15 protein-coding genes are annotated in these 18,495 nt (G+C 44.0%); 8 read left to right on the top strand and 7 right to left on the bottom strand.

What is annotated here, in order from left to right; all coding sequences use genetic code 11:
* Positions 1-12 precede the first annotated feature (12 nt).
* The 3 genes from R7Q47_RS18585 to R7Q47_RS18575 form a co-directional block, all read right to left on the bottom strand.
* Entirely contained in the window at positions 13-993 is a 981-nt protein-coding gene (locus tag R7Q47_RS18585; RefSeq protein WP_033906180.1) for an HlyD family secretion protein, read from the bottom strand.
* 3 nt (positions 994-996) lie between these two features.
* On the bottom strand, positions 997-2,412 hold the full coding sequence (locus R7Q47_RS18580) for a TolC family protein (RefSeq protein WP_104975368.1): 1,416 nt from the start codon (positions 2,410-2,412) through the stop codon (positions 997-999).
* Between the two features lie 130 nt (positions 2,413-2,542).
* Complete coding sequence (locus R7Q47_RS18575; RefSeq protein WP_005377125.1) at positions 2,543-2,770, bottom strand: hypothetical protein; 228 nt, start codon at positions 2,768-2,770, stop codon at positions 2,543-2,545.
* Positions 2,771-3,246: 476 nt separating this feature from the next.
* Between R7Q47_RS18575 and R7Q47_RS18570 the strand changes: the two genes are divergently transcribed.
* Together R7Q47_RS18570 and R7Q47_RS18565 are read left to right on the top strand one after the other, a co-directional pair.
* Positions 3,247-4,866 (top strand): sensor histidine kinase, encoded by a 1,620-nt coding sequence (locus R7Q47_RS18570; protein ID WP_104975367.1) that lies wholly within the window; start codon positions 3,247-3,249, stop codon positions 4,864-4,866.
* On the top strand, positions 4,863-5,549 hold the full coding sequence (locus R7Q47_RS18565) for a response regulator (RefSeq protein ID WP_318089318.1): 687 nt from the start codon (positions 4,863-4,865) through the stop codon (positions 5,547-5,549). Before R7Q47_RS18570 ends, R7Q47_RS18565 begins: the two co-directional genes overlap by 4 nt.
* A 91-nt stretch (positions 5,550-5,640) precedes the next feature.
* Here the strand turns inward: R7Q47_RS18565 and R7Q47_RS18560 are convergent, their stop codons facing one another.
* Positions 5,641-7,776: a TonB-dependent siderophore receptor gene (locus R7Q47_RS18560; protein ID WP_262639587.1), complete on the bottom strand. Its 2,136-nt coding sequence runs from the start codon at positions 7,774-7,776 to the stop codon at positions 5,641-5,643.
* 99 nt (positions 7,777-7,875) lie between these two features.
* Entirely contained in the window at positions 7,876-8,841 is a 966-nt protein-coding gene (locus tag R7Q47_RS18555; RefSeq protein WP_137282067.1) for a helix-turn-helix domain-containing protein, read from the bottom strand.
* 537 nt (positions 8,842-9,378) lie between these two features.
* Between R7Q47_RS18555 and zwf the strand changes: the two genes are divergently transcribed.
* The 4 genes from zwf to R7Q47_RS18535 all read left to right on the top strand — a co-directional run bounded on the left by zwf (position 9,379) and on the right by R7Q47_RS18535 (position 13,835).
* Entirely contained in the window at positions 9,379-10,881 is a 1,503-nt protein-coding gene (gene zwf / locus R7Q47_RS18550; RefSeq protein WP_017634563.1) for a glucose-6-phosphate dehydrogenase, read from the top strand.
* Positions 10,878-11,594: a 6-phosphogluconolactonase gene (gene pgl, locus R7Q47_RS18545; protein ID WP_154204531.1), complete on the top strand. Its 717-nt coding sequence runs from the start codon at positions 10,878-10,880 to the stop codon at positions 11,592-11,594. Before zwf ends, pgl begins: the two co-directional genes overlap by 4 nt.
* Before the next feature lie 38 nt (positions 11,595-11,632).
* Positions 11,633-13,081, top strand: coding sequence for a decarboxylating NADP(+)-dependent phosphogluconate dehydrogenase (gene gnd / locus R7Q47_RS18540; RefSeq protein ID WP_005377160.1), 1,449 nt, complete (start codon positions 11,633-11,635; stop codon positions 13,079-13,081).
* A gap of 226 nt (positions 13,082-13,307) precedes the next feature.
* Positions 13,308-13,835 (top strand): hypothetical protein, encoded by a 528-nt coding sequence (locus R7Q47_RS18535; protein WP_033906174.1) that lies wholly within the window; start codon positions 13,308-13,310, stop codon positions 13,833-13,835.
* Between the two features lie 10 nt (positions 13,836-13,845).
* On the opposite strand, the gene R7Q47_RS18530 is transcribed toward R7Q47_RS18535, so the two are convergent.
* Complete coding sequence (locus R7Q47_RS18530) at positions 13,846-14,049, bottom strand: hypothetical protein (RefSeq protein ID WP_318089317.1); 204 nt, start codon at positions 14,047-14,049, stop codon at positions 13,846-13,848.
* A gap of 577 nt (positions 14,050-14,626) precedes the next feature.
* On the opposite strand from R7Q47_RS18530, the gene R7Q47_RS18525 reads away from it, so the two are divergent.
* Positions 14,627-14,764 (top strand): hypothetical protein, encoded by a 138-nt coding sequence (locus tag R7Q47_RS18525; protein WP_005377165.1) that lies wholly within the window; start codon positions 14,627-14,629, stop codon positions 14,762-14,764.
* Between the two features lie 61 nt (positions 14,765-14,825).
* Here the strand turns inward: R7Q47_RS18525 and R7Q47_RS18520 are convergent, their stop codons facing one another.
* The gene (locus tag R7Q47_RS18520; RefSeq protein WP_318089316.1) at positions 14,826-16,592 is read right to left on the bottom strand and encodes a sigma-54-dependent Fis family transcriptional regulator; all 1,767 of its coding nucleotides are present in this window, start codon (positions 16,590-16,592) and stop codon (positions 14,826-14,828) included.
* A 239-nt stretch (positions 16,593-16,831) separates the two neighbouring features.
* Here R7Q47_RS18520 and R7Q47_RS18515 point away from each other — a divergent pair, with 239 nt between their 5' ends.
* Positions 16,832-18,352: an aldehyde dehydrogenase family protein gene (locus R7Q47_RS18515; protein ID WP_017634560.1), complete on the top strand. Its 1,521-nt coding sequence runs from the start codon at positions 16,832-16,834 to the stop codon at positions 18,350-18,352.
* Positions 18,353-18,495: the final 143 nt, after the last annotated feature.

The raw sequence follows: 18,495 nt of genomic DNA, 5'->3' as shown, positions 1-18,495 counted from the left end.
TAGTGGTTGTGATTAAAGTTCAACGACAACACTCATTCCCATACGCAGTTCAGGTTCGGGTTGAGCTGGACGAGCTTCTACTTCAAAGGTACGAAGATCAAAACCTTGAGAAGCATCGGTTGCTCTCCACGTTGCAAAGTCACCCATAACGGCAACATGCGTTACTTTGAACTCAACATTTTTGTTTAAGGCAGGCAAATAGGCATCAAAGGTTGCTCCTTTTCTAAAGTGTTGAAGGTAATCTTCACGCACATTAAGTGTCGCCCAGGCATCTTCTGTATCTATCACAGTAACTACTGGGAAGCCCTGAGGTGCTAATTCACCACTTTGAAGCAGAACTTGAGAGACTTCGCCGTCGAACCAGCTGTAGATCTGAGTATCTTTCGCATACGCTTCTACTTCGGCTACGGCACCTGATGCCATGCGCGCTTTTTCCGCCGCAGCCACTTTGGTTTCACTTCTAGCGCCTTCTTTTGCCATTTCGTACATTTGAAACGCGGCACTTTCTGTGTATTTCGCTGCTTGCCACTGAGTTAAAGCTTCATCGCGTTTTTGTTCTGCAACCACGCCATCGTTATAAAGGTTATTCACACGATTGTAGGTTTTTTCCATTAAATTCGCAGCGGCTTTGGCTTTCATCCACTGATCTTTTGCTGCTTGGATTTGTTGCTCACGTGCGCCTTTCTCAGCTTCTTGAGCTAAGGCGTCCGCCGCTTTTTCACCTGCTTTTGCTTGTTCTAACTTCGCTTCAATTTCAGGACTATGAAGGGTAAAAATAAGCTGACCTTTCTCTACATCGTCGCCTTTACGTACCATGACCTCATCAATACGCCCTGGGACTTTTGAGGAAATGCTGTATTGCTGGGCTTCAATTAATCCCTGTAAGCGGATCGGTTCTGGTTGATAGGCTTGGTAAAATTGATACCCAACCCAAGAGGCAACACCCAAAGCACAAAGTGAGAGTAAAACGGGTTTTAGTGATTTAGCTGCCATGATTTATTTCACCTCTTTGGATGTTGAAGCAGGGATATAAGCGGTATTTTGATATTGTTCGAAGCTGTTCATTTCACTGCTCAATGCGAGTAGCTTGGTTAAAGATATTAAATAGCGGAAACGCGCCGCTGAACGTTGTGTTTCTATACTCGCGACATAAAGTTGTGCATCCACAACATCCAGAGAAGACGACAGACCCTGAGTAAATGCTTTTTCACGCAAGCGCAGATTTTCGTTAGCGAGTTCAATGCTAGATGCGAGCCCTTGTACTTCATCAATGGCTTGCTGAGCCTCCAAGTATGTCTTTTGGACTAACAGCGATAAGTCTTGTTTGGCTTGGGACTTTAATGAGTCGACCTGCGAGACGACGCTTTGAGCGGCTTTGACTTTTTCGCTTCGCCCTGATGATTCAATCAGTGGAATGCTGACACCAACACCAACTAACCAGTCAGGCTTCATTTGGCTTGCGAGAGAATCGTCTTCATACAAGCTGTAGTCGCCGTAAAGATAAACTTCAGGGTAGTATTTCCCTTTTTCTGCTTTGATTAAGCTAGAGGCTTGTTTGTGTTTAGCGCTCAGAAGTTCTAACCCCGGATAGGTAAGCAACGTTTGATCGACAAAAGCAGTAAGAGGGGGAAGACTGTCGTTGATAAACAAAGATTCAGCGGGCTCTACGGCATCATCTTGTGCGAGTAATTTACCTAATGCAGCCTGAGCGATACTCAAATCGCTGGCTGCTTTACGTGTTTCTACAGATGCTTTATCTAAAGAAGCCTCGGCTTGCAGGCGCTCAACGTGCGCGATTTGTCCTTGCTCTTCAAGCTTAATGGCAAAATCTCGATGCTTTTTTAGCCCTGCTTCAACCGCTTGCCGCGTTGCGAGTACTTCCTTTGCCAGTACGACAGAAAAGTAGTACTTCGATAAATCTTCAAAACGCGCTTGTTGTTCCATTAGAAGCTGACTTTTCGCCTCATCCGTTTTGCCTTCTGCTGCTGATTGAGCCGCAGAAATTCGACCACCAGTAAAAATTGGCCAAATCGCACGAATAGACGAAGAGAAAATATCGCGCTCGGTTATGGTCGAAGTGGTATTAGCTAAGGCACCAAAAATAGGCTGAAAAGCAGGAGGTACGTTAATGTGTGCTCCTGTGCTGTCTAGGATCTGTTTTCCCGAAAGCGTGATATCGGTATCTAAACGCGTGTAATTCGCGCCAATAGTAACCTGAGGTAAGTTGAGATTGCTGGTGGCACTCTCTTGGTATTGGTAGTTCTCGACGTTTGAGCGTTGAGCTTTGAGAGAATAGTTGTTTTCTAGCAATAGCTGCCATGCGGTATCAAAAGTGATCGGTGCCGCATGACAGGCAAGGGAAATCGAGCTGCTAAGTAAGCCCAGTATCCAAACCTTTCCTGTTTTTTTCATAATGGCTGCTTTGTCGTAGAGTATTAGCTCTAATATAAAGGATTCGTAACTGCGTGTTAAGTAGGAGGGAAAATTGGGCAGTAGTATGCGCCCAGTTATATTTGTGCTGGGCGCGGGAGATGTTACAAATTTATTTCGTATATGGACAGTGAAACTCCGCTCTCCACTCCAGCTGACGAGAACCTCGCATCGTATTCAATAGATCTTTTCCACTCATTTGAGGGAACGATAACAGGACTTTGAGATCAGAAGTACCGCCTCCGTTTTTTTCATAAGCCCTGACGTGTGTAAATGTTGAATACATATTCTCTGACAGCATCGCCTTATTCAGGCATATTCCAAAGGTATCGCGTTCCATGTTTGGTGTTCCTTCTAACTATAAATGCACCTCTGTTTATAGTTTTCCAGTTTTCAGATGGTGTCTAAGTGTTTGTCATATAGTCAGTATTTGTATTTTGTTTTATTTGTGTCCAAACCACTGACGTCAATGTTGAGCTTTTAATAGACTTCCAGCTTCACTGCTTTCAAACCGAAACTCTCATTGGTTTCGTTGATTAAAAATTATACGTTGTAAAGTCTAAAAACGCCTCAAAAACCGCTAAAATCGATGTGATCGCGATCATGATTTTAAGGGCAATTTATGTATGGAATTGAGTATCAGAGAGGAATGCTAAATTTGGTGAATGGTTGTAATTTTATGTTTCAGCTCGTCGATTAATTAACCGTAAACTCTGCGGTTTGTTTGCCTTCCTCACAGATTTATCACCGCGACAACGTCATGCTGTTAACTGAGTGTTAACGTTACGCTCAAGAGTGAATCACAAGGATGTATCAATGAGTTGGAAAACCATCAGCTTTCGTAAGCGGATGCTCATTATCATGACGCTATCGGGGTTGATAGAGCTGTTATTGCTTGTCGCCGCGGGGTTCACTTATCTCAAAATCAATCAAGAGCAAGAAATGGGAGAAAAAGCACTGGGTGTTGCCCGTTTTTTAGCGGACTCAGCGGTTGTTCGTGAAATGATCGAAACCCAAAACCCCCAGCCATACCAACTTCGCTTTCGAGAATTGACCGAAGCCATAGGTGCTGCATTCATCGTTATTGGCGACCATAAGGGAGTACGCTTAATCCACCCTGTTGATGAGCGGTTGGGCAAGCCAATGAGAGGTGGCGACAATCGTCGAGCGCTAGAACGGGGATTGTCTTATGTTTCGACGGCACAGGGCTCGTTAGGTTATTCAGTTCGTGGTAAAGCTGCGATTTTTGACGAGCAAGGGAACATCATTGGTGTGGTTTCGGTTGGCTATTTGCTCGACCGACTGCAAGACCGCATCGAACCATTTTTGGCCTTTTTGATTTTAATGGTCATCGTAGTTGTCGTCGCTAATGCCATTGTATCCAATTATGCGTCGAGAAAGTTTCAGCGCGCCATTTTAGGCTTTGAGCCTGAAGAGATAGGGCGGTTGTACGGCGAATTAGAAGTGACGATGAGCACCATCAAAGAGGGCGTGTTAAGCATTGATGCCCAAGGGATACTTCGCTCGATAAATCGTAGTGCCTGCCAGATTCTCGGTATTGATAGAGAATCAGCGCTCAATAAACCTTTGACTGACACGCTGCGTGATAGCGATCTATATACAGTATTAGAAAGCGGGCAGGAAGATCATGATATTGAAATATTCCTTAATCATAAGCGCCTGATTGCAAATCGCTCTCCAATTTATGTTGATGGAAAAATCGTGGGGGCGGTATCGAGTTTCCGTTTAAGGGATGAAATTAATGATCTAACCGAGCAGCTATCACAAACCAAGGAATATGCAGATTTGTTACGTTCGCAAACCCATGAGCATCGAAATAAGCTCAACACCATTAGTGGGCTAGTACAAATGGGTGAGCTTGATGCGGTGCAAAAGTTAATTGGACAAGAAACCGCACACTATCAAGCAATGATTGAGTTTTTAAGAGATACCGTTAAGGACCCGCTAATTGCAGGTATGTTGCTTGGAAAAACTGAACGTGCTCGCGAGTTAGGCTTACAACTGGTGGTTGAGGAAGGCAGTCGTCTGGAGCCCCTACCTGAGTGGCTAAATTCGGAAGACCTTGTCACAATTTTGGGTAATTTGATTGATAACGCTTTCGATGCCACGTTAACTTCAATTCGCGATGAATCAAATGTTGCGTCAGAACGCAGAAACATTGATGTGTCCGTTAGCGATTACGGAAATGAAGTGATACTTGAGGTGATAGATCATGGCTGTGGCCTCCCAAAAACAATGGATCCACAAACATTATTTACAAAAGGCGTTTCGACGAAATCTCGTCAAAATCGAGGTGTTGGGTTACACCTTGTCAATCAGCTTGCTACTCGATATCACGGCCATGTTGAGATGATACCCAATACAAATTATGGGACAAGAATAACGGTGTACTTACCCAAGGAAGAACAATTATGAGTATGGCGACTCGCGTAATGATCATTGAAGATGATCTGGCTATTGCTGAGCTGCACCACAAATACTTAAGCCAACTGACAGGTTTGGAAGTGGTCGGAATTGCGACCACGAGAATGGAAGCGGAAATGCAACTCGACATTCTTAAGCCAGATTTACTATTGATGGATGTCTATCTTCCCGATGGCACAGGGCTTGAGATACTAAATACACTGCGTGCAAGTAACCAAACGTGTGATGTCATTTTGATTACAGCCGCAAGGGATGTCGATACGTTACAACAGGCGATGAGGGGTGGCGTTGTCGATTACCTGTTAAAACCAGTGATGTTTCCACGCTTAGATGCCGCACTGAAAAAGTATGTGTCCCAACGCCAACAACTAGACATCGTAGAGAGTTTGGATCAGAACCTCGTTGATAAAATGCTGCAGTCTCACGCCAATCAAGACAACTTGCCGAACCGATTACCAAAAGGGATTGATGGTGTAACCCTAGACAAGATCAGAGAGTTGTTCCTAAATGGCAGTGTACTGACCGCTGATGAGGCAGGTGAAAAAATCGGAGTGAGCCGAACAACGGCAAGGCGCTATTTGGAGTATCTGATCAGCACTGGTGAACTAGAGGCTGATTTAAACTATGGCTCTGTTGGTAGGCCAGAAAGGTGCTATAAAAAAGTGATACGGTAGCGTTTATATTGATGCTCTATGCAAAATACAAAGCGATGGCTTGTTTTAGAAACCATCGCTTTACAAATTACTGCTGTTCCGCTCTAAGAGGTTAGAAGTTGTATTCTAACTTCGCTTCGATAGAGCGCTCAGCGCCAAACCAACAGTTATTTTTGTCGTAACAAGAATAGTATTCTTTATCGAATAGATTGCTTGCAGAAAGCGTGACGCTAGCCCCTTTCATTGATTCAGATACCGTTGAGAAATCGTAACTTGCTGCTAAATCAAACAAGGTGTAGTCCGGTACTTTTTGACTATTCTGTGCATCAATTTGTGCTTCTCCGACATAGCGAACGCCAGCACTGGTACGAAGGCCTGAAAGATTTCCTTCAAAGAAGTAATTTGCCCATAGAGAGGCCGTTTGCTCAGGTACCCAAACCGGCGTTTTACCTTCTTGGTTGTAATAACTGTCCTCGGTAATCTCCATATCGGTATATGTATAGCCTAGAGTGAAATCAGCTTGTGCTGTGGCTTGCCATTTTGCCTCAAGTTCAATACCTTGTGATACCACTTCGCCCGCTTGATAGTTCGGTGCATATGGATTATTCGGATCGGTCAAGATCGCGTTTTTCTTCGTAATATGGAAGAGTGCTAAGTTACCTGAGATATCACCAGATAATGGTGCGTATTTAAAGCCTAACTCCCATTGATGACCGGTTGATGGCTCAAATGCTTTACCAGAAGAGTCGGCACCCGCAATTGGCTCAAAACTTTCCGAGTAAGTAAGGTATGGCGAGAGACCAAAGTCTAGCTCATATAAACCACCGACTCGGAAAGATACGTTGGTATCGTCTAACTCTTCCTTGCTGTTGGATACTGTTCCTAGATAATCGCTAACGGCGTCTGTATTTGAATCGTATTTATCCCAACGAAGACCTGCAATCATTACAAGTTGGTCGTAACGAACTTGATCTTGGAAATAAACGCCAATCTGCTTCGTTTTGATATCCAAGTTTTGTTTGTATTGGAAATTCAGTGCATTACGATCAATGCTGTTGTGGTCAGGATTAAAAATGTCCTGAGTTAGCGAATACCCAAGCGTGTCTTTGTATTTTACATCTGAGTCTAGATACTGATAATCAAGCCCGAACAATAAGTTATGTTCAAAATTTCCTGTTTTAATGTAGCCAGATAGTTGGTTGTCAATCACAAAGGATTTGGACTTTTCATCGGTTAAATAGGCATTTCGACCAACGGTACGGTTATCCGCTTCAAGTGCACCGTTATATGTGTTTTCCTGATAGGCATCGGCGGTCATGTAGCGGGCATTCTGTAGAAATTGCCAATTGTTGTTAAAGTCGTGTTGGACTTTGTAACCCATCATCAGAACTTCGCGTTCGTAAGTGTTCCAGTCCTCATCCCCCAAATAGGTGCTTGGTGACATCGAGCCAAGTGGGTTTTTAATCACTGAGCCAGATGCAGGCACAGTCGTGTAGATACCTGCTGATGGATCATTTTGATAGTAAACATTCACGTTCACTAATGTGCTTTCTGTCGCTTGCCAATTGAAAGATGGGGCGAGTACATAACGTTCGTCTTCAGACGTATCGGCTTGACCATCTCGCTGTTTTGCCAGGCCGACGATACGGTAATCAACATTAGAATCACCAACTTGTCCTGTGGTGTCGAACGTCAGTTCTTTTAGGTTGTTAGTCCCAGTACTAATCGAGACAGAGTGTGAGGGTGTTGACTGAGGCGCCTTGGCGATAATATTGACCATACCTCCTGGTGGAATATTGCCGTAAAGAACAGACGTTGGCCCTTTAAAAACCTCGATTTGCTCAAGAGCAACGGAATCGACCTGCGGTTGAAGGTTCCAACCGTTGTACAGCAAAGGAAGACCATCATAAAAGTTGGTGTAGTTAATAAAACCACGAATATTGAATAGGTCAAGTCGGGAAACGGCACCGCCACGCAATTCTGTATTTACGCCAGGCGCGTAACGCAATGCTTCGCTCACCGAGTTTACGCCGCGTAGGTCCATGTCATCTTTAGTGATTACCGTGATCGCTTGCGGTGTTTCTTCCGGTTCTAAAACGGTTTTAGTTGCGGTGTTTCGGTATGTTTCTCCTAGCACCGTAATCGTTTCGTGTTGGGATACGCTCTCAGTCGCATTGGCGTGGCCAGCGAGCAATGCGGATACGACGATAGCAACCGCTGAACGATGAAATCGAATCGGACTTTCCATATTTATAAATTCCACTACTTTTTCTATTTATTGATAATGATTGTTATTTGTATTCTATATTCAAAGAAATAGGAAAAGTTAACAATTTGGTGCAAAACACTAATCTTTGGAACTTATTCTTCTGTTCTTAGGTTTTAAAGATAGCGAGTCGTTTGGCTCGACAGGAATCCAATACTGCATTTGTGCTTGTTCGCTATCAACATCATAACCTTCTGGATAAAGCTCTAACTCATAACCATCGATAGCATGATAATTAGAGTAGGGTAGCCAATGTAAAATAAACCATTCCAGCGTTGAGGCGAGCTCTGATGCTTTGCCTATGTGTGTAATGACGGCGTAGGTTTGCTCAGGAACAGCCAAGAGGTCTAACCCCGAGTTGGAAGAGTTCGTTGATCTTGGTGCGTTTGCTGTTGGACTGCACTCATAACCTGCCCAATACTCAAGTTGTTGGTTGTTTGAATACGCTTGAGTCACATCAATCACGCCAAAGTAACTACTTTCCGAATTGTTAAGGTTTTCAGATGAATAAAGACGTGACCAAAGTGACGGTACTTTGGATTGGAAATCGGGCGCAGCGGAAAACAATCCGTGAATAGGTTCATGATAACCAGCAAGTTCAAAAGCCGGTTTTGTTTCTATTCGAACTTCAATAAAGCGCTGATGTTTTTTCTCTTCTTTTGGTGTCTTACGCAGCGTCAAAGGTTGTCTCAACCCGGAGAGTTGTTGCGTTTTTCGATATTCACGGGGGCTTTTTGAAAACATATTCCTGAACGCTCGGCTAAATGCGTGTTCAGATGTAAATCCCATTTCTATCGCTATATCTAACGAGCGGTCAGAAGTATGGATTAAGCGCTCAGCCGCAAGGCTAAGTTTAAGCTCTCTGATGTAGTGAGCGACGGATACGCCAGTGTGTTGTTGAAATACGCGTTGCAGTTGCCAGCGCGACCAACAACTTGCTTTTGATATTTCATCTACGCTCAGAGTGCTGTCTAAGTTGGTGTGAATGTAGTCAAGCACCGATTGTATTCGGTTTATGGGGTGTGGGTTAATGGCGCTTGATTTCATGGCGTTCTACTTTCACATTAATAGTGATTTCATTATCTTTAATTGAGTATCATTATCAATAGGATGATGAAATAAAAAGTAAGTAACACAGATCACGATAAAACTGTAATGGATTGCAAGTATGAGTAATTATTGCCCATATTAGAGTTTTTGCTTAAATTCTGGAGCGTTCAGATGAAACTTTTTTTATCAATAAAATACAATCGCTTATGACGTTTTGTGCAACTTATTTAAACGTTTGCACTGGCAAGTGTTGATGTAAATCAAATAGTCGTAGACAATATTGCCCCGTGTCGGACTCTCCTCCAGCGAGTACAGTGTGTACTTTTGAGACATAAGTGACTTAAATGACCTCAATACGTCGTGTTTCCAAGAATCGGAAATGCAACTTCTTGAGGTTCTTTGGGCCCATAGACTTTACCTATCAACGTAATAGGTAAGACCAATTTTCTATTTTGAGGTGCCATTGATAGGGTTGGCTCATTCTCTAGCCGTATCCGGGCACACAATAAGTACCTCGTTTTTAAGGGAAAGATGATGGTAATACCAGAAAACAGCAGCATCGTTATTTTTGGTGCTTCAGGTGACCTTACGTACCGTAAGCTCATTCCTGCTTTATACCACCTCTACGCGAACAAGCAGCTTCCAGAGAATTTTGCCATTCTGGGTGTAAGTCGCACTGAATACAGTGATGAGTCTTACCGCGCGAAGCTGAAAAAATCGCTTCAGGAAATGGAAAAGACTGAGCCAGAAACGCTTGATGCATTTATTAACCATCTGCACTACCAAGCAATTAATACTTCTGACACACAAGATTACGGTAAGCTATCTTCTCGCTTAGACCAACTTGCGGACGAATATCAATTCGAGCAACGCAATACGCTTTTTTACTTAGCAACCCCACCAAGTTTATACAGTGTGATCCCTGCAAGTCTTGCAGCACATGGTCTTAACAGTGAAGAGGATGGCTGGAAACGCCTGATCATTGAGAAACCATTCGGCTATGATCTTGAATCGGCGCGTATTCTGGACAAAGAAATTCACGAGCACTTCCAAGAGCATCAAATCTACCGAATTGACCATTACTTAGGTAAAGAAACGGTACAAAACCTACTTGTGCTTCGTTTCTCTAATGCGATGTTTGAGCCGCTTTGGAACCGTAACTTCATTGATTACGTTGAAATCACAGGCGCAGAATTCCTTGGCGTAGAGGAGCGTGGTGGTTACTACGACAACTCTGGCGCTGTGCGCGACATGTTCCAAAACCACTTGCTACAAGTATTAGCAATGGTAGGTATGGAACCACCAGCGCAAATCAATGCAGACTCGATGCGTGATGAAGTGGTAAAAGTGCTTCAATGCCTAAAGCCATTAGACGAAAACGCTCTGCGCAATGACCTAGTATTAGGCCAATACACGGCGTCTGAAGTTCGTGGGCAAAGCCTACGCGGCTACCGTGAAGAGCCGGGAGTTGCAGACGATTCTCGTACAGAGACTTACATCGGTTTGAAAGCGTACATCAACAACTGGCGTTGGAATGGCGTGCCATTTTACGTGCGTACTGGTAAGCGTCTTCCAACACGCGTTACTGAGGTGGTTATCCACTTTAAACAAACACCGCATCCTGTGTTTGGTCAAAACGCACCAGAAAACAAGCTGATCATTCGTATTCAACCAGACGAAGGCATTCAAATGAGCTTTGGCTTGAAAGAGCCAGGCGCAGGCTTTGAAGCGAAGGAAGTGAAAATGAACTTCCATTACGCTGACCTGCAAGAAACGCAAATGCTAACGGCATACGAGCGCCTTCTACTTGATGCTTTGAATGGTGATGCTACGCTATTTGCACGTAGTGATGCGGTGGAAGCGTGTTGGCAATACGTACAGCCAATCTTAGATTTTAAGCAAGATCCACAATCCCTCTTCGGGTACGCATGCGGCACTTGGGGACCTAAAGAGTCAGATGACTTGTTACAGCGTGATGGTCGCGCTTGGCGTTTCCCATGTAAAAACTTAACAGATACGGATTACTGTGAACTATGATCAACCATAAGATCTACCAAACAGCAGAACAGGTAGTTGAAAGCCTAGCTAACGATATGAAAGCGTTTAGCGAAATGGGCAGACCTGTTCACATCTCTCTTTCTGGCGGCAGCACTCCTAAAATGCTGTTTAAACTACTGGCTTCAGAGGTTTACGCAACCTCCATTCAATGGGAAAACCTCCACTTTTGGTGGGGTGACGAACGTTGTGTTGCCCCTGACGATGCAGAAAGCAACTACGGTGAAGCGAACACATTGTTGTTTAGCCAAGTAAATATTCCTGCAGAAAACATTCACCGCATCCGTGGCGAAGATGAGCCTAAAGCAGAAGCCGAGCGCTTTGCAAAAGAGATGGCAGAGGTGATCCCGAGTGAAAACGGCACACCTGTGTTTGACTGGATCTTATTAGGCGTTGGTGCAGATGGTCATACAGCTTCTCTGTTCCCTGGCCAAACGAATTATGATGATGCGAACCTATCTCTTGTGGCGTCGCATCCTGAATCGGGCCAACTTCGTGTGTCGAAAACCGCACGCGTATTAGAAGCAGCGAAACGCATTAGTTACTTAGTGCTTGGTGCAGGAAAAGCGGACATTGTTGAAGAAATTAACAGTTCACCAGCACACGCACTGCCATACCCAGCGGCTAAGATTCAAGCGAAATCGGGCCTAACGGAATGGTATTTAGATTTAGACGCGGCAGCAAAAATTGCTTAAGACGCTGCTCGTCGATGAAATAAAATTGGAGAGAAACAATGAAAGGTGATATCGGTGTAATTGGCCTAGCAGTAATGGGTCAAAACCTTATCCTAAACATGAACGATCACGGCTTTAAAGTGGTTGCTCACAACCGTACTGCTGCTAAAGTAGACGAGTTCCTGGAAGGTCCAGCAAAAGGCACGAACATCATCGGTGCATACTCTCTAGAAGAACTAGTAGAGAAGCTAGAAACGCCGCGTAAAGTAATGTTGATGGTTCGCGCTGGTGACGTTGTAGACAAGTTCATCGAAGCGCTAGTACCTCTGCTAGACAAAGGCGACATCATTATTGACGGTGGTAACACTAACTACCCAGATACAAACCGTCGTGTTGCTGCACTACGTGAAAAAGGTATCCACTTCATCGGTACTGGTGTATCTGGTGGTGAAGAAGGTGCGCGCTTCGGTCCATCTATCATGCCTGGCGGTGCTGCTGAAGCATGGGAAGCGGTTAAGCCTATCTTCCAAGGTATCGCTGCGAAAACTGACGCTGGTGAGCCATGTTGTGACTGGGTTGGTAACGATGGTGCTGGTCACTTCGTTAAGATGGTACACAACGGCATCGAATACGGTGACATGCAGCTTATCACAGAAGCTTACCAGTTCATGAAAGACGGTCTTGGTATGTCTGCTGACGAGATGCAAGCAGTATTCGCTGATTGGAACAAGACTGAGCTAGACAGCTACCTTGTTGAAATCACGGCTGACATCCTTGGCTACAAAGATGAAGACGGTGAGCCTCTAGTTGAGAAGATCCTAGACACAGCAGGCCAAAAAGGTACTGGTAAATGGACTGGTATTAACGCACTAGACCTAGGTATTCCACTAACACTTATCTCTGAGTCTGTATTCTCTCGTTGTCTATCTGCACTGAAAGACCAACGTGTTGAAGCTGAATCTCTATTCGGTAAGACAATCACTCCGGTTGAAGGCGACAAGCAAGAGTGGGTTGATGCACTACGTCAAGCGCTACTAGCTTCTAAGATCATCTCTTACGCTCAAGGCTTCATGCTAATGCGCGAAGCATCGAACGAGAACGGTTGGGACCTAAACTACGGTAACGTAGCACTAATGTGGCGTGGTGGTTGTATCATCCGCTCTGCGTTCCTAGGCAACATCCGTGATGCGTACGAAGCGAACCCAGACATCGCATTCCTTGGTTCTGATGAGTACTTCAAAAACATCCTACAAGGCAGCCTAGCAGCATGGCGTAAAGTAGCAGCGAAATCTCTAGAGTCTGGTATCCCAATGCCATGTACGATTTCTGCGCTATCTTTCCTAGACGGTTACACAACAGCTCGTCTACCAGCGAACCTGCTTCAAGCTCAACGTGACTACTTCGGTGCTCACACTTATGAGCGCATTGACCGTCCCCGTGGTGAATTCTTCCACACTAACTGGACTGGTACAGGCGGCGACACAGCGTCTACAACTTACGACGTGTAATCGTTTTAAGTAAACCGACTAAATATAAAGATATAAAGGGATGCCCAAGTGGCATCCTTTTTTGTGTCTGTAAGATATTGGTAGATTTAAAAGTTACATTAAACGTTGATTCGTCACGCACTTCTCAGAAATGGGAGAGCATGCATTTGCTAGCAGTTTAATATTTCTCTTCGAAGAGTGAAGCTAAGCAGCTCTCTGCCGTCTCCTCAACTATAAGGTAATAGAAATGACACAACAGAAGCATCCATTTCACACAGCTTTCGTGTTGCTTATGTTCATATTACTGATTACTTACTCTATCTATCGCCTTTATCATCATTTCGTTTTCGAATCTCTACCGCTTCAGCTCAGTAGTGGTTTTCAAGTGCTCTACATTGATGCGTCATATGTTTTAAGTATCGCAAGCTTACTCTTATGCCCTACATTATTGGTCTATATTTTATTTGATCGAATGACTCAGTTAGTCAAAGTGCCGATTAAAGTGATAACTATAACAATTGTCTTGTCCCTTATCGTTGCTATTCCAGGTCAAATTTTTGAATTTGGGCGATTGAAGTATATTGCAGAAAGTAATGGTTACTCAGCGTGTCCACCTTTCACAATTGCATCAAGCGGAATGTTTGTAGAAGCTATGGTAAAAGAAGAAAAATACTGTATAGAACCAGAAATTAATCGTATTGGTATGTATGGTTATTTTCACGAACTCGAACGGATTGATAACTATATCAAGTCACACGGAAATGACATCCAATAGAAAAGAGCGCCTAGGCGCTCTTTTCAGTGGTCGTTTTCTTGTTTTGATAAAACCTGTCATTTAGGTAGAGAATTGCACTGACCACAAGAGCCACTAAAGAAACAGTAAATAGGGCGTACATGCTGAGAATCCATGCGAATGTGGCCGTCAAGAATGCAATGAAGGAAAACATCCTGCTGAAAGACATTACATGGCCAAGTTTGTTACTTTTCATAAACGCCTCCCGAAGCTAAGTGGGAATAGACAATTGTGGTCATATACCACACTTTAATTGTCTGCTCTTTTGGGACGTTTCACACAAAAAAGTGGCTAAAGATTTCTCAAAAAAGGTGAAATATTGAACTGGTAGACAAATCGTTAAACTGAGTTGCACAGATATGACTTCGGTTGTCTATCACTTCAAAGTTTTTAACTACGCAGATTAAGGGCATGTAGCGCTATTATTATCGTATTCGAACTCTACGATACACAATTGCAAGTGAACCTACACTCGTAAGCTCATCCCTGTCGTCAGTTACAGTAAAAGCTTTTTTCTCTGTTTAACAATACCTTAGTAACTACGGGCAATTAAACCCGTTTTTCGATCGAAACTCAGATTGCATAAAAGGTGAAAAAGAGTGCTAGGTAAGCCTTTAAACTACGCCTATAATTAGCGCCCACATGGAGGATGTTTACTATATGAACATCCTTTATTTTTTGAAACTAGCAACAAGGATCCAGTAAAACATGTTTTTCTGGTTTTGTTTACGTCGACCAAGAAGGTAATTAACACAGCAAATTGAGGTTCTAAGATGACTCTTAACAAGTACTTTGTTTTCATTCCAGCAGAATTGGAACAGGAAATGCACAAGGACAATCAAGTGATCTCTGAGAAGGAAACTCAACGTCAGGCATTAGTAAAACAGGCACAACAACAAGGCGGCCTGTAAGCTAGGTTTCAAAGAGAAAGAGCACCGCAACGGTGCTCTTTTTGTATCTGAGGTCGTAGAATTAACTTAATATGCCAAGGCTTTTCAACTTTCTGTAAATGGTATTTCGGCTCACACCAAGCATACGAGACGTTTTGCTAATGTTCCCCTGGTTGGCTTGATATGTTTTGAGCAACTTATCTTCGACGGTTGCACGCAGTTCTGAAGTTGGTTCAGCGGATGCTGCCCCTTCTTGAGCTTGGCTGAGTTTCTTACTTAGGTGGGCTGGGACGTGTGTGAGTTCCAATATTTCTTCACCTTGCGCCATTAAGGCGGATACTTTGATTAAACTATCGAGTTCACGCAAATTTCCTGGCCATGAGTAAGACAGCATCAGAGAAAGGAGGTGAGGGCAAAGCTGTTGTTCAGATTCGGCGTGACGCCGATGAATGTTCTCAATCAGTTGTCGTTTGTCATCACGTTTCTCAAAGCGAGGTAGCTCAATGATCAAGCCATTAAGGCGATAATACAAATCTTGTCGGAACAATCCTTCGCTGACCAAATGTTCCAGATCTTTATGCGTGGCTGCAATGATTTGCGTATCGACTTGAATACTTTGGTTTGAACCCACGGGAAGCACGGTTTTATCTTGCAATACATGGAGCAACCGGCTTTGAGCTTCCAAGGGTAAATCTGCGATTTCATCCAGAAACAAAATCCCTTTGTGTGCTTGGCGAATTTTTCCCTGATAGCCTTTGCTGTTTGCTCCAGTAAAGGCACCGGCTACGTAGCCAAACAATTCAGATTCAACCAGATCTTTTGGTAGCGCTCCGCAGTTGACGGAAACTAACGGTCCCGTTTTTCTCTGGCTGTTTTTATGGAGTGCTTTTACAAACTCGTTTTTGCCAACACCAGTCTCTCCGAGAATCAACAAACTGATGTCTTTATCGATGACGCGATTAGCTTGCTGCCAACAGTGCTCAACAGCGGAGTCGCCATAATGAAGATCATTGGACGCCGCTACAGCACGAGACTTGACCTTGCTATCTTTATCAGTAAGCGGTTTTGTTTTGAAAACGAAAGGGTGCTCATTTCCCCGAGTGGATAGAATGTCGTCTAAGGATTGCCCAATGATACTTTTTTGCGCAAAAAGTTGAGAGGCTACTTGATTGTGAGCCAAAACTTGTCCGTCTTCATTTGCAATGATAATTCCTTGCCAACCACTATTCAGTAAGCCTTTTTCGCACGCTAAATCCACACGAATATGCCCTTGAGGAATCAAGTTAAGTAGTTGATTCTCCACTTGCTGGACCATGTTTTGTACTAGTACTTGCGTTGAGAAGTCATGTCTCTTTTGCTCGCTCGTAATATCTAATACGCCAATGAGGTTACCAAGATGATCGAAAATAGGATTAGCCGAACAGCTAATAAAACGATGGTGTTGGATAAAGTGCTGATCACCAATAACAGAAACGGGCTTTGCTTCAACCAAAGCTGTACCAATCGCGTTGGTGCCTTTGACCTTTTCTTGCCAGCATGCTCCAGAGCTTAGCGAGATTTCCGTTAACTTCTCACGAAATCTAGGTTGTCCCCAACTGCCGATGATGACACCATCTGAGTCCGTCAAAATTAAGCGACTGTCGCTATGAGCAAATAGCTGATTAAACAAAGGGAGCGCAAATTGAGTGACTGCCTCTAGCAAGAAATTGAGTTGGTGACGCCTATCTTGGAGCGTTGCTGGCGTTACTCGAATATCTTCAGGGCGTCGACGCTGTTTTAAACCCGCTTGTTCACTTCTGACCCATGAAGTTGAAAGCCAATTGTTACCGCTAATGTGTTGAAGTTCCATGACTGTACCATTTTGTCACAGTGAGGGTGTGCCATTTTGGAACACTTGAACATTGGTGTTCACACCATACATCCGCTCAAACATCGCTCACTTGGTTTGTTATCGCTTGGTAATCATAGTTTTACATTCAATTAACAACAAGTGTGGCGTAGTTGGCGTGTGACTTGCGTAATGCTCTTTGTGAACAGTGCGATACGACACTGCAATAACACATTGAACGAGAAACAAAAGGAAGAGTTATGATCTATGCACAGCCAGGTAGTGAAAATGCCATTGTTAACTTTAAATCGCATTACGATAACTTTATCGGTGGGGAATGGGTAAAACCAACGGGTGGTGAGTACTTTGACAATATCTCACCAATCAACGGGCAAGCGTATTGTAAAGTTGCTCGCTCTGGCGAGGAAGATATTAATTTAGCACTGGATGCCGCGCACAACATCAAAGCAAAATGGGCCAAAACTAGCGTGACAGAACGTTCGAACATCTTGCTGAAAATTGCTGACCGTATTGAGCAACACCTAGAAGAGCTTGCAGTTGCAGAAACTTGGGAAAACGGCAAACCAGTTCGCGAAACCTTGGCGGCAGATTTACCTTTAGTAGTGGATCACTTCCGTTACTTCGCTGGCTGTATTCGCGCACAAGAAGGCAGTGCGGCAGAACTGGATGAGCACACCGCAAGCTACCACTTCCCAGAACCGATTGGTGTGGTTGGTCAAATTATTCCGTGGAACTTCCCAATGTTGATGGCGGCTTGGAAACTAGCACCGGCACTAGCGGCGGGTTGCTGTGTGGTATTGAAGCCAGCAGAGCAAACCCCAACATCCATTCTGGTTCTGATGGAAAAAATCGGTGACCTTCTTCCTCCTGGTGTCATCAACGTTGTAAACGGATATGGTTCTGAAGCGGGTCAAGCATTAGCAACCAGCAACCGCATTGCGAAACTCGCGTTTACCGGGTCTACGCAAGTTGGCAACCACATTCTGAAATGTGCAGCAGACAACTTGATCCCATCGACAGTTGAGTTAGGTGGTAAATCTCCAAACATCTACTTCTCAGATATCTTCGATTACGAAGATGAGTATCTTGATAAGTGTATCGAAGGTACGTTACTTGGTTTCTTCAACCAAGGTGAAGTTTGTACTTGTCCATCTCGCGTACTGGTTCATGAAGCGATTTATGACAAGTTTGTAGAGAAACTGACGGAACGTGCACAGCTGATTAAACAAGGTAATCCGCTCGATACCGATACTCAAGTCGGTGCTCAGGCTTCTCAAGAACAGTTTGATAAGATTTTAAGTTACCTGGAAATCGGCCGTGAAGAAGGCGCAAAAGTGGTCTTTGGTGGTGGAGTGTCAGAACAGCCAGAGTCTATCAACCAGGGGTACTACATTCAGCCAACCATGTTGGAAGGCCACAACAAGATGCGAATCTTCCAAGAAGAAATCTTTGGCCCAGTGATTGCTATCACCAAATTCAAAGATGAGGCTGAAGCGTTGGAAATCGCAAACGACACCGAATATGGCTTAGGCGCAGGTGTTTGGACACGTGATGCGAACGTCGCATATCGTATGGGCCGTAATATTGAAGCTGGTCGAATCTGGATTAACTGTTACCACGCTTACCCTGCACACGCAGCGTTCGGTGGTTACAAAAAATCGGGTATCGGGCGTGAAACGCACAAGATGATGCTGGACCACTACCAGAATACTAAGAACTTGCTGATTAGCTACAGCATCGACCCGTTAGGCTTCTTCTAGTAAAACTAAGTAATTAATAAAGAAAAAGCAGTATGAATCAAAACCCCGAATCTTCGGGGTTTTTTATTTTCAGCCCTAAACCACCTACTTCAGTAGGTGGTTATCATCCGTTTCGGCTTTGCCTGTAAAACTACTCATGCTAA

It is taken from the genome of Vibrio sp. Vb0349, from assembly GCF_033338975.1.
This window is presented reverse-complemented; position numbering and strand designations above follow the sequence as displayed.

Excerpts from the sequence above, each read along its gene's own strand:
- R7Q47_RS18580 (WP_104975368.1), bottom strand. The coding sequence starts at position 2,412 with ATGAAAAAAACAGGAAAGGTTTGGATACTGGGCTTACTTAGCAGCTCG.
- zwf (WP_017634563.1), top strand. The coding sequence starts at position 9,379 with ATGGTAATACCAGAAAACAGCAGCATCGTTATTTTTGGTGCTTCAGGT.
- pgl (WP_154204531.1), top strand. The coding sequence starts at position 10,878 with ATGATCAACCATAAGATCTACCAAACAGCAGAACAGGTAGTTGAAAGC.
- R7Q47_RS18585 (WP_033906180.1), bottom strand. The coding sequence starts at position 993 with ATGGCAGCTAAATCACTAAAACCCGTTTTACTCTCACTTTGTGCTTTG.
- R7Q47_RS18515 (WP_017634560.1), top strand. The coding sequence starts at position 16,832 with ATGATCTATGCACAGCCAGGTAGTGAAAATGCCATTGTTAACTTTAAA.
- R7Q47_RS18525 (WP_005377165.1), top strand. The coding sequence starts at position 14,627 with ATGACTCTTAACAAGTACTTTGTTTTCATTCCAGCAGAATTGGAACAG.
- R7Q47_RS18565 (WP_318089318.1), top strand. The coding sequence starts at position 4,863 with ATGAGTATGGCGACTCGCGTAATGATCATTGAAGATGATCTGGCTATT.
- R7Q47_RS18570 (WP_104975367.1), top strand. The coding sequence starts at position 3,247 with ATGAGTTGGAAAACCATCAGCTTTCGTAAGCGGATGCTCATTATCATG.
- R7Q47_RS18555 (WP_137282067.1), bottom strand. The coding sequence starts at position 8,841 with ATGAAATCAAGCGCCATTAACCCACACCCCATAAACCGAATACAATCG.
- R7Q47_RS18530 (WP_318089317.1), bottom strand. The coding sequence starts at position 14,049 with ATGAAAAGTAACAAACTTGGCCATGTAATGTCTTTCAGCAGGATGTTT.
- R7Q47_RS18560 (WP_262639587.1), bottom strand. The coding sequence starts at position 7,776 with ATGGAAAGTCCGATTCGATTTCATCGTTCAGCGGTTGCTATCGTCGTA.
- R7Q47_RS18535 (WP_033906174.1), top strand. The coding sequence starts at position 13,308 with ATGACACAACAGAAGCATCCATTTCACACAGCTTTCGTGTTGCTTATG.
- gnd (WP_005377160.1), top strand. The coding sequence starts at position 11,633 with ATGAAAGGTGATATCGGTGTAATTGGCCTAGCAGTAATGGGTCAAAAC.
- R7Q47_RS18575 (WP_005377125.1), bottom strand. The coding sequence starts at position 2,770 with ATGGAACGCGATACCTTTGGAATATGCCTGAATAAGGCGATGCTGTCA.
- R7Q47_RS18520 (WP_318089316.1), bottom strand. The coding sequence starts at position 16,592 with ATGGAACTTCAACACATTAGCGGTAACAATTGGCTTTCAACTTCATGG.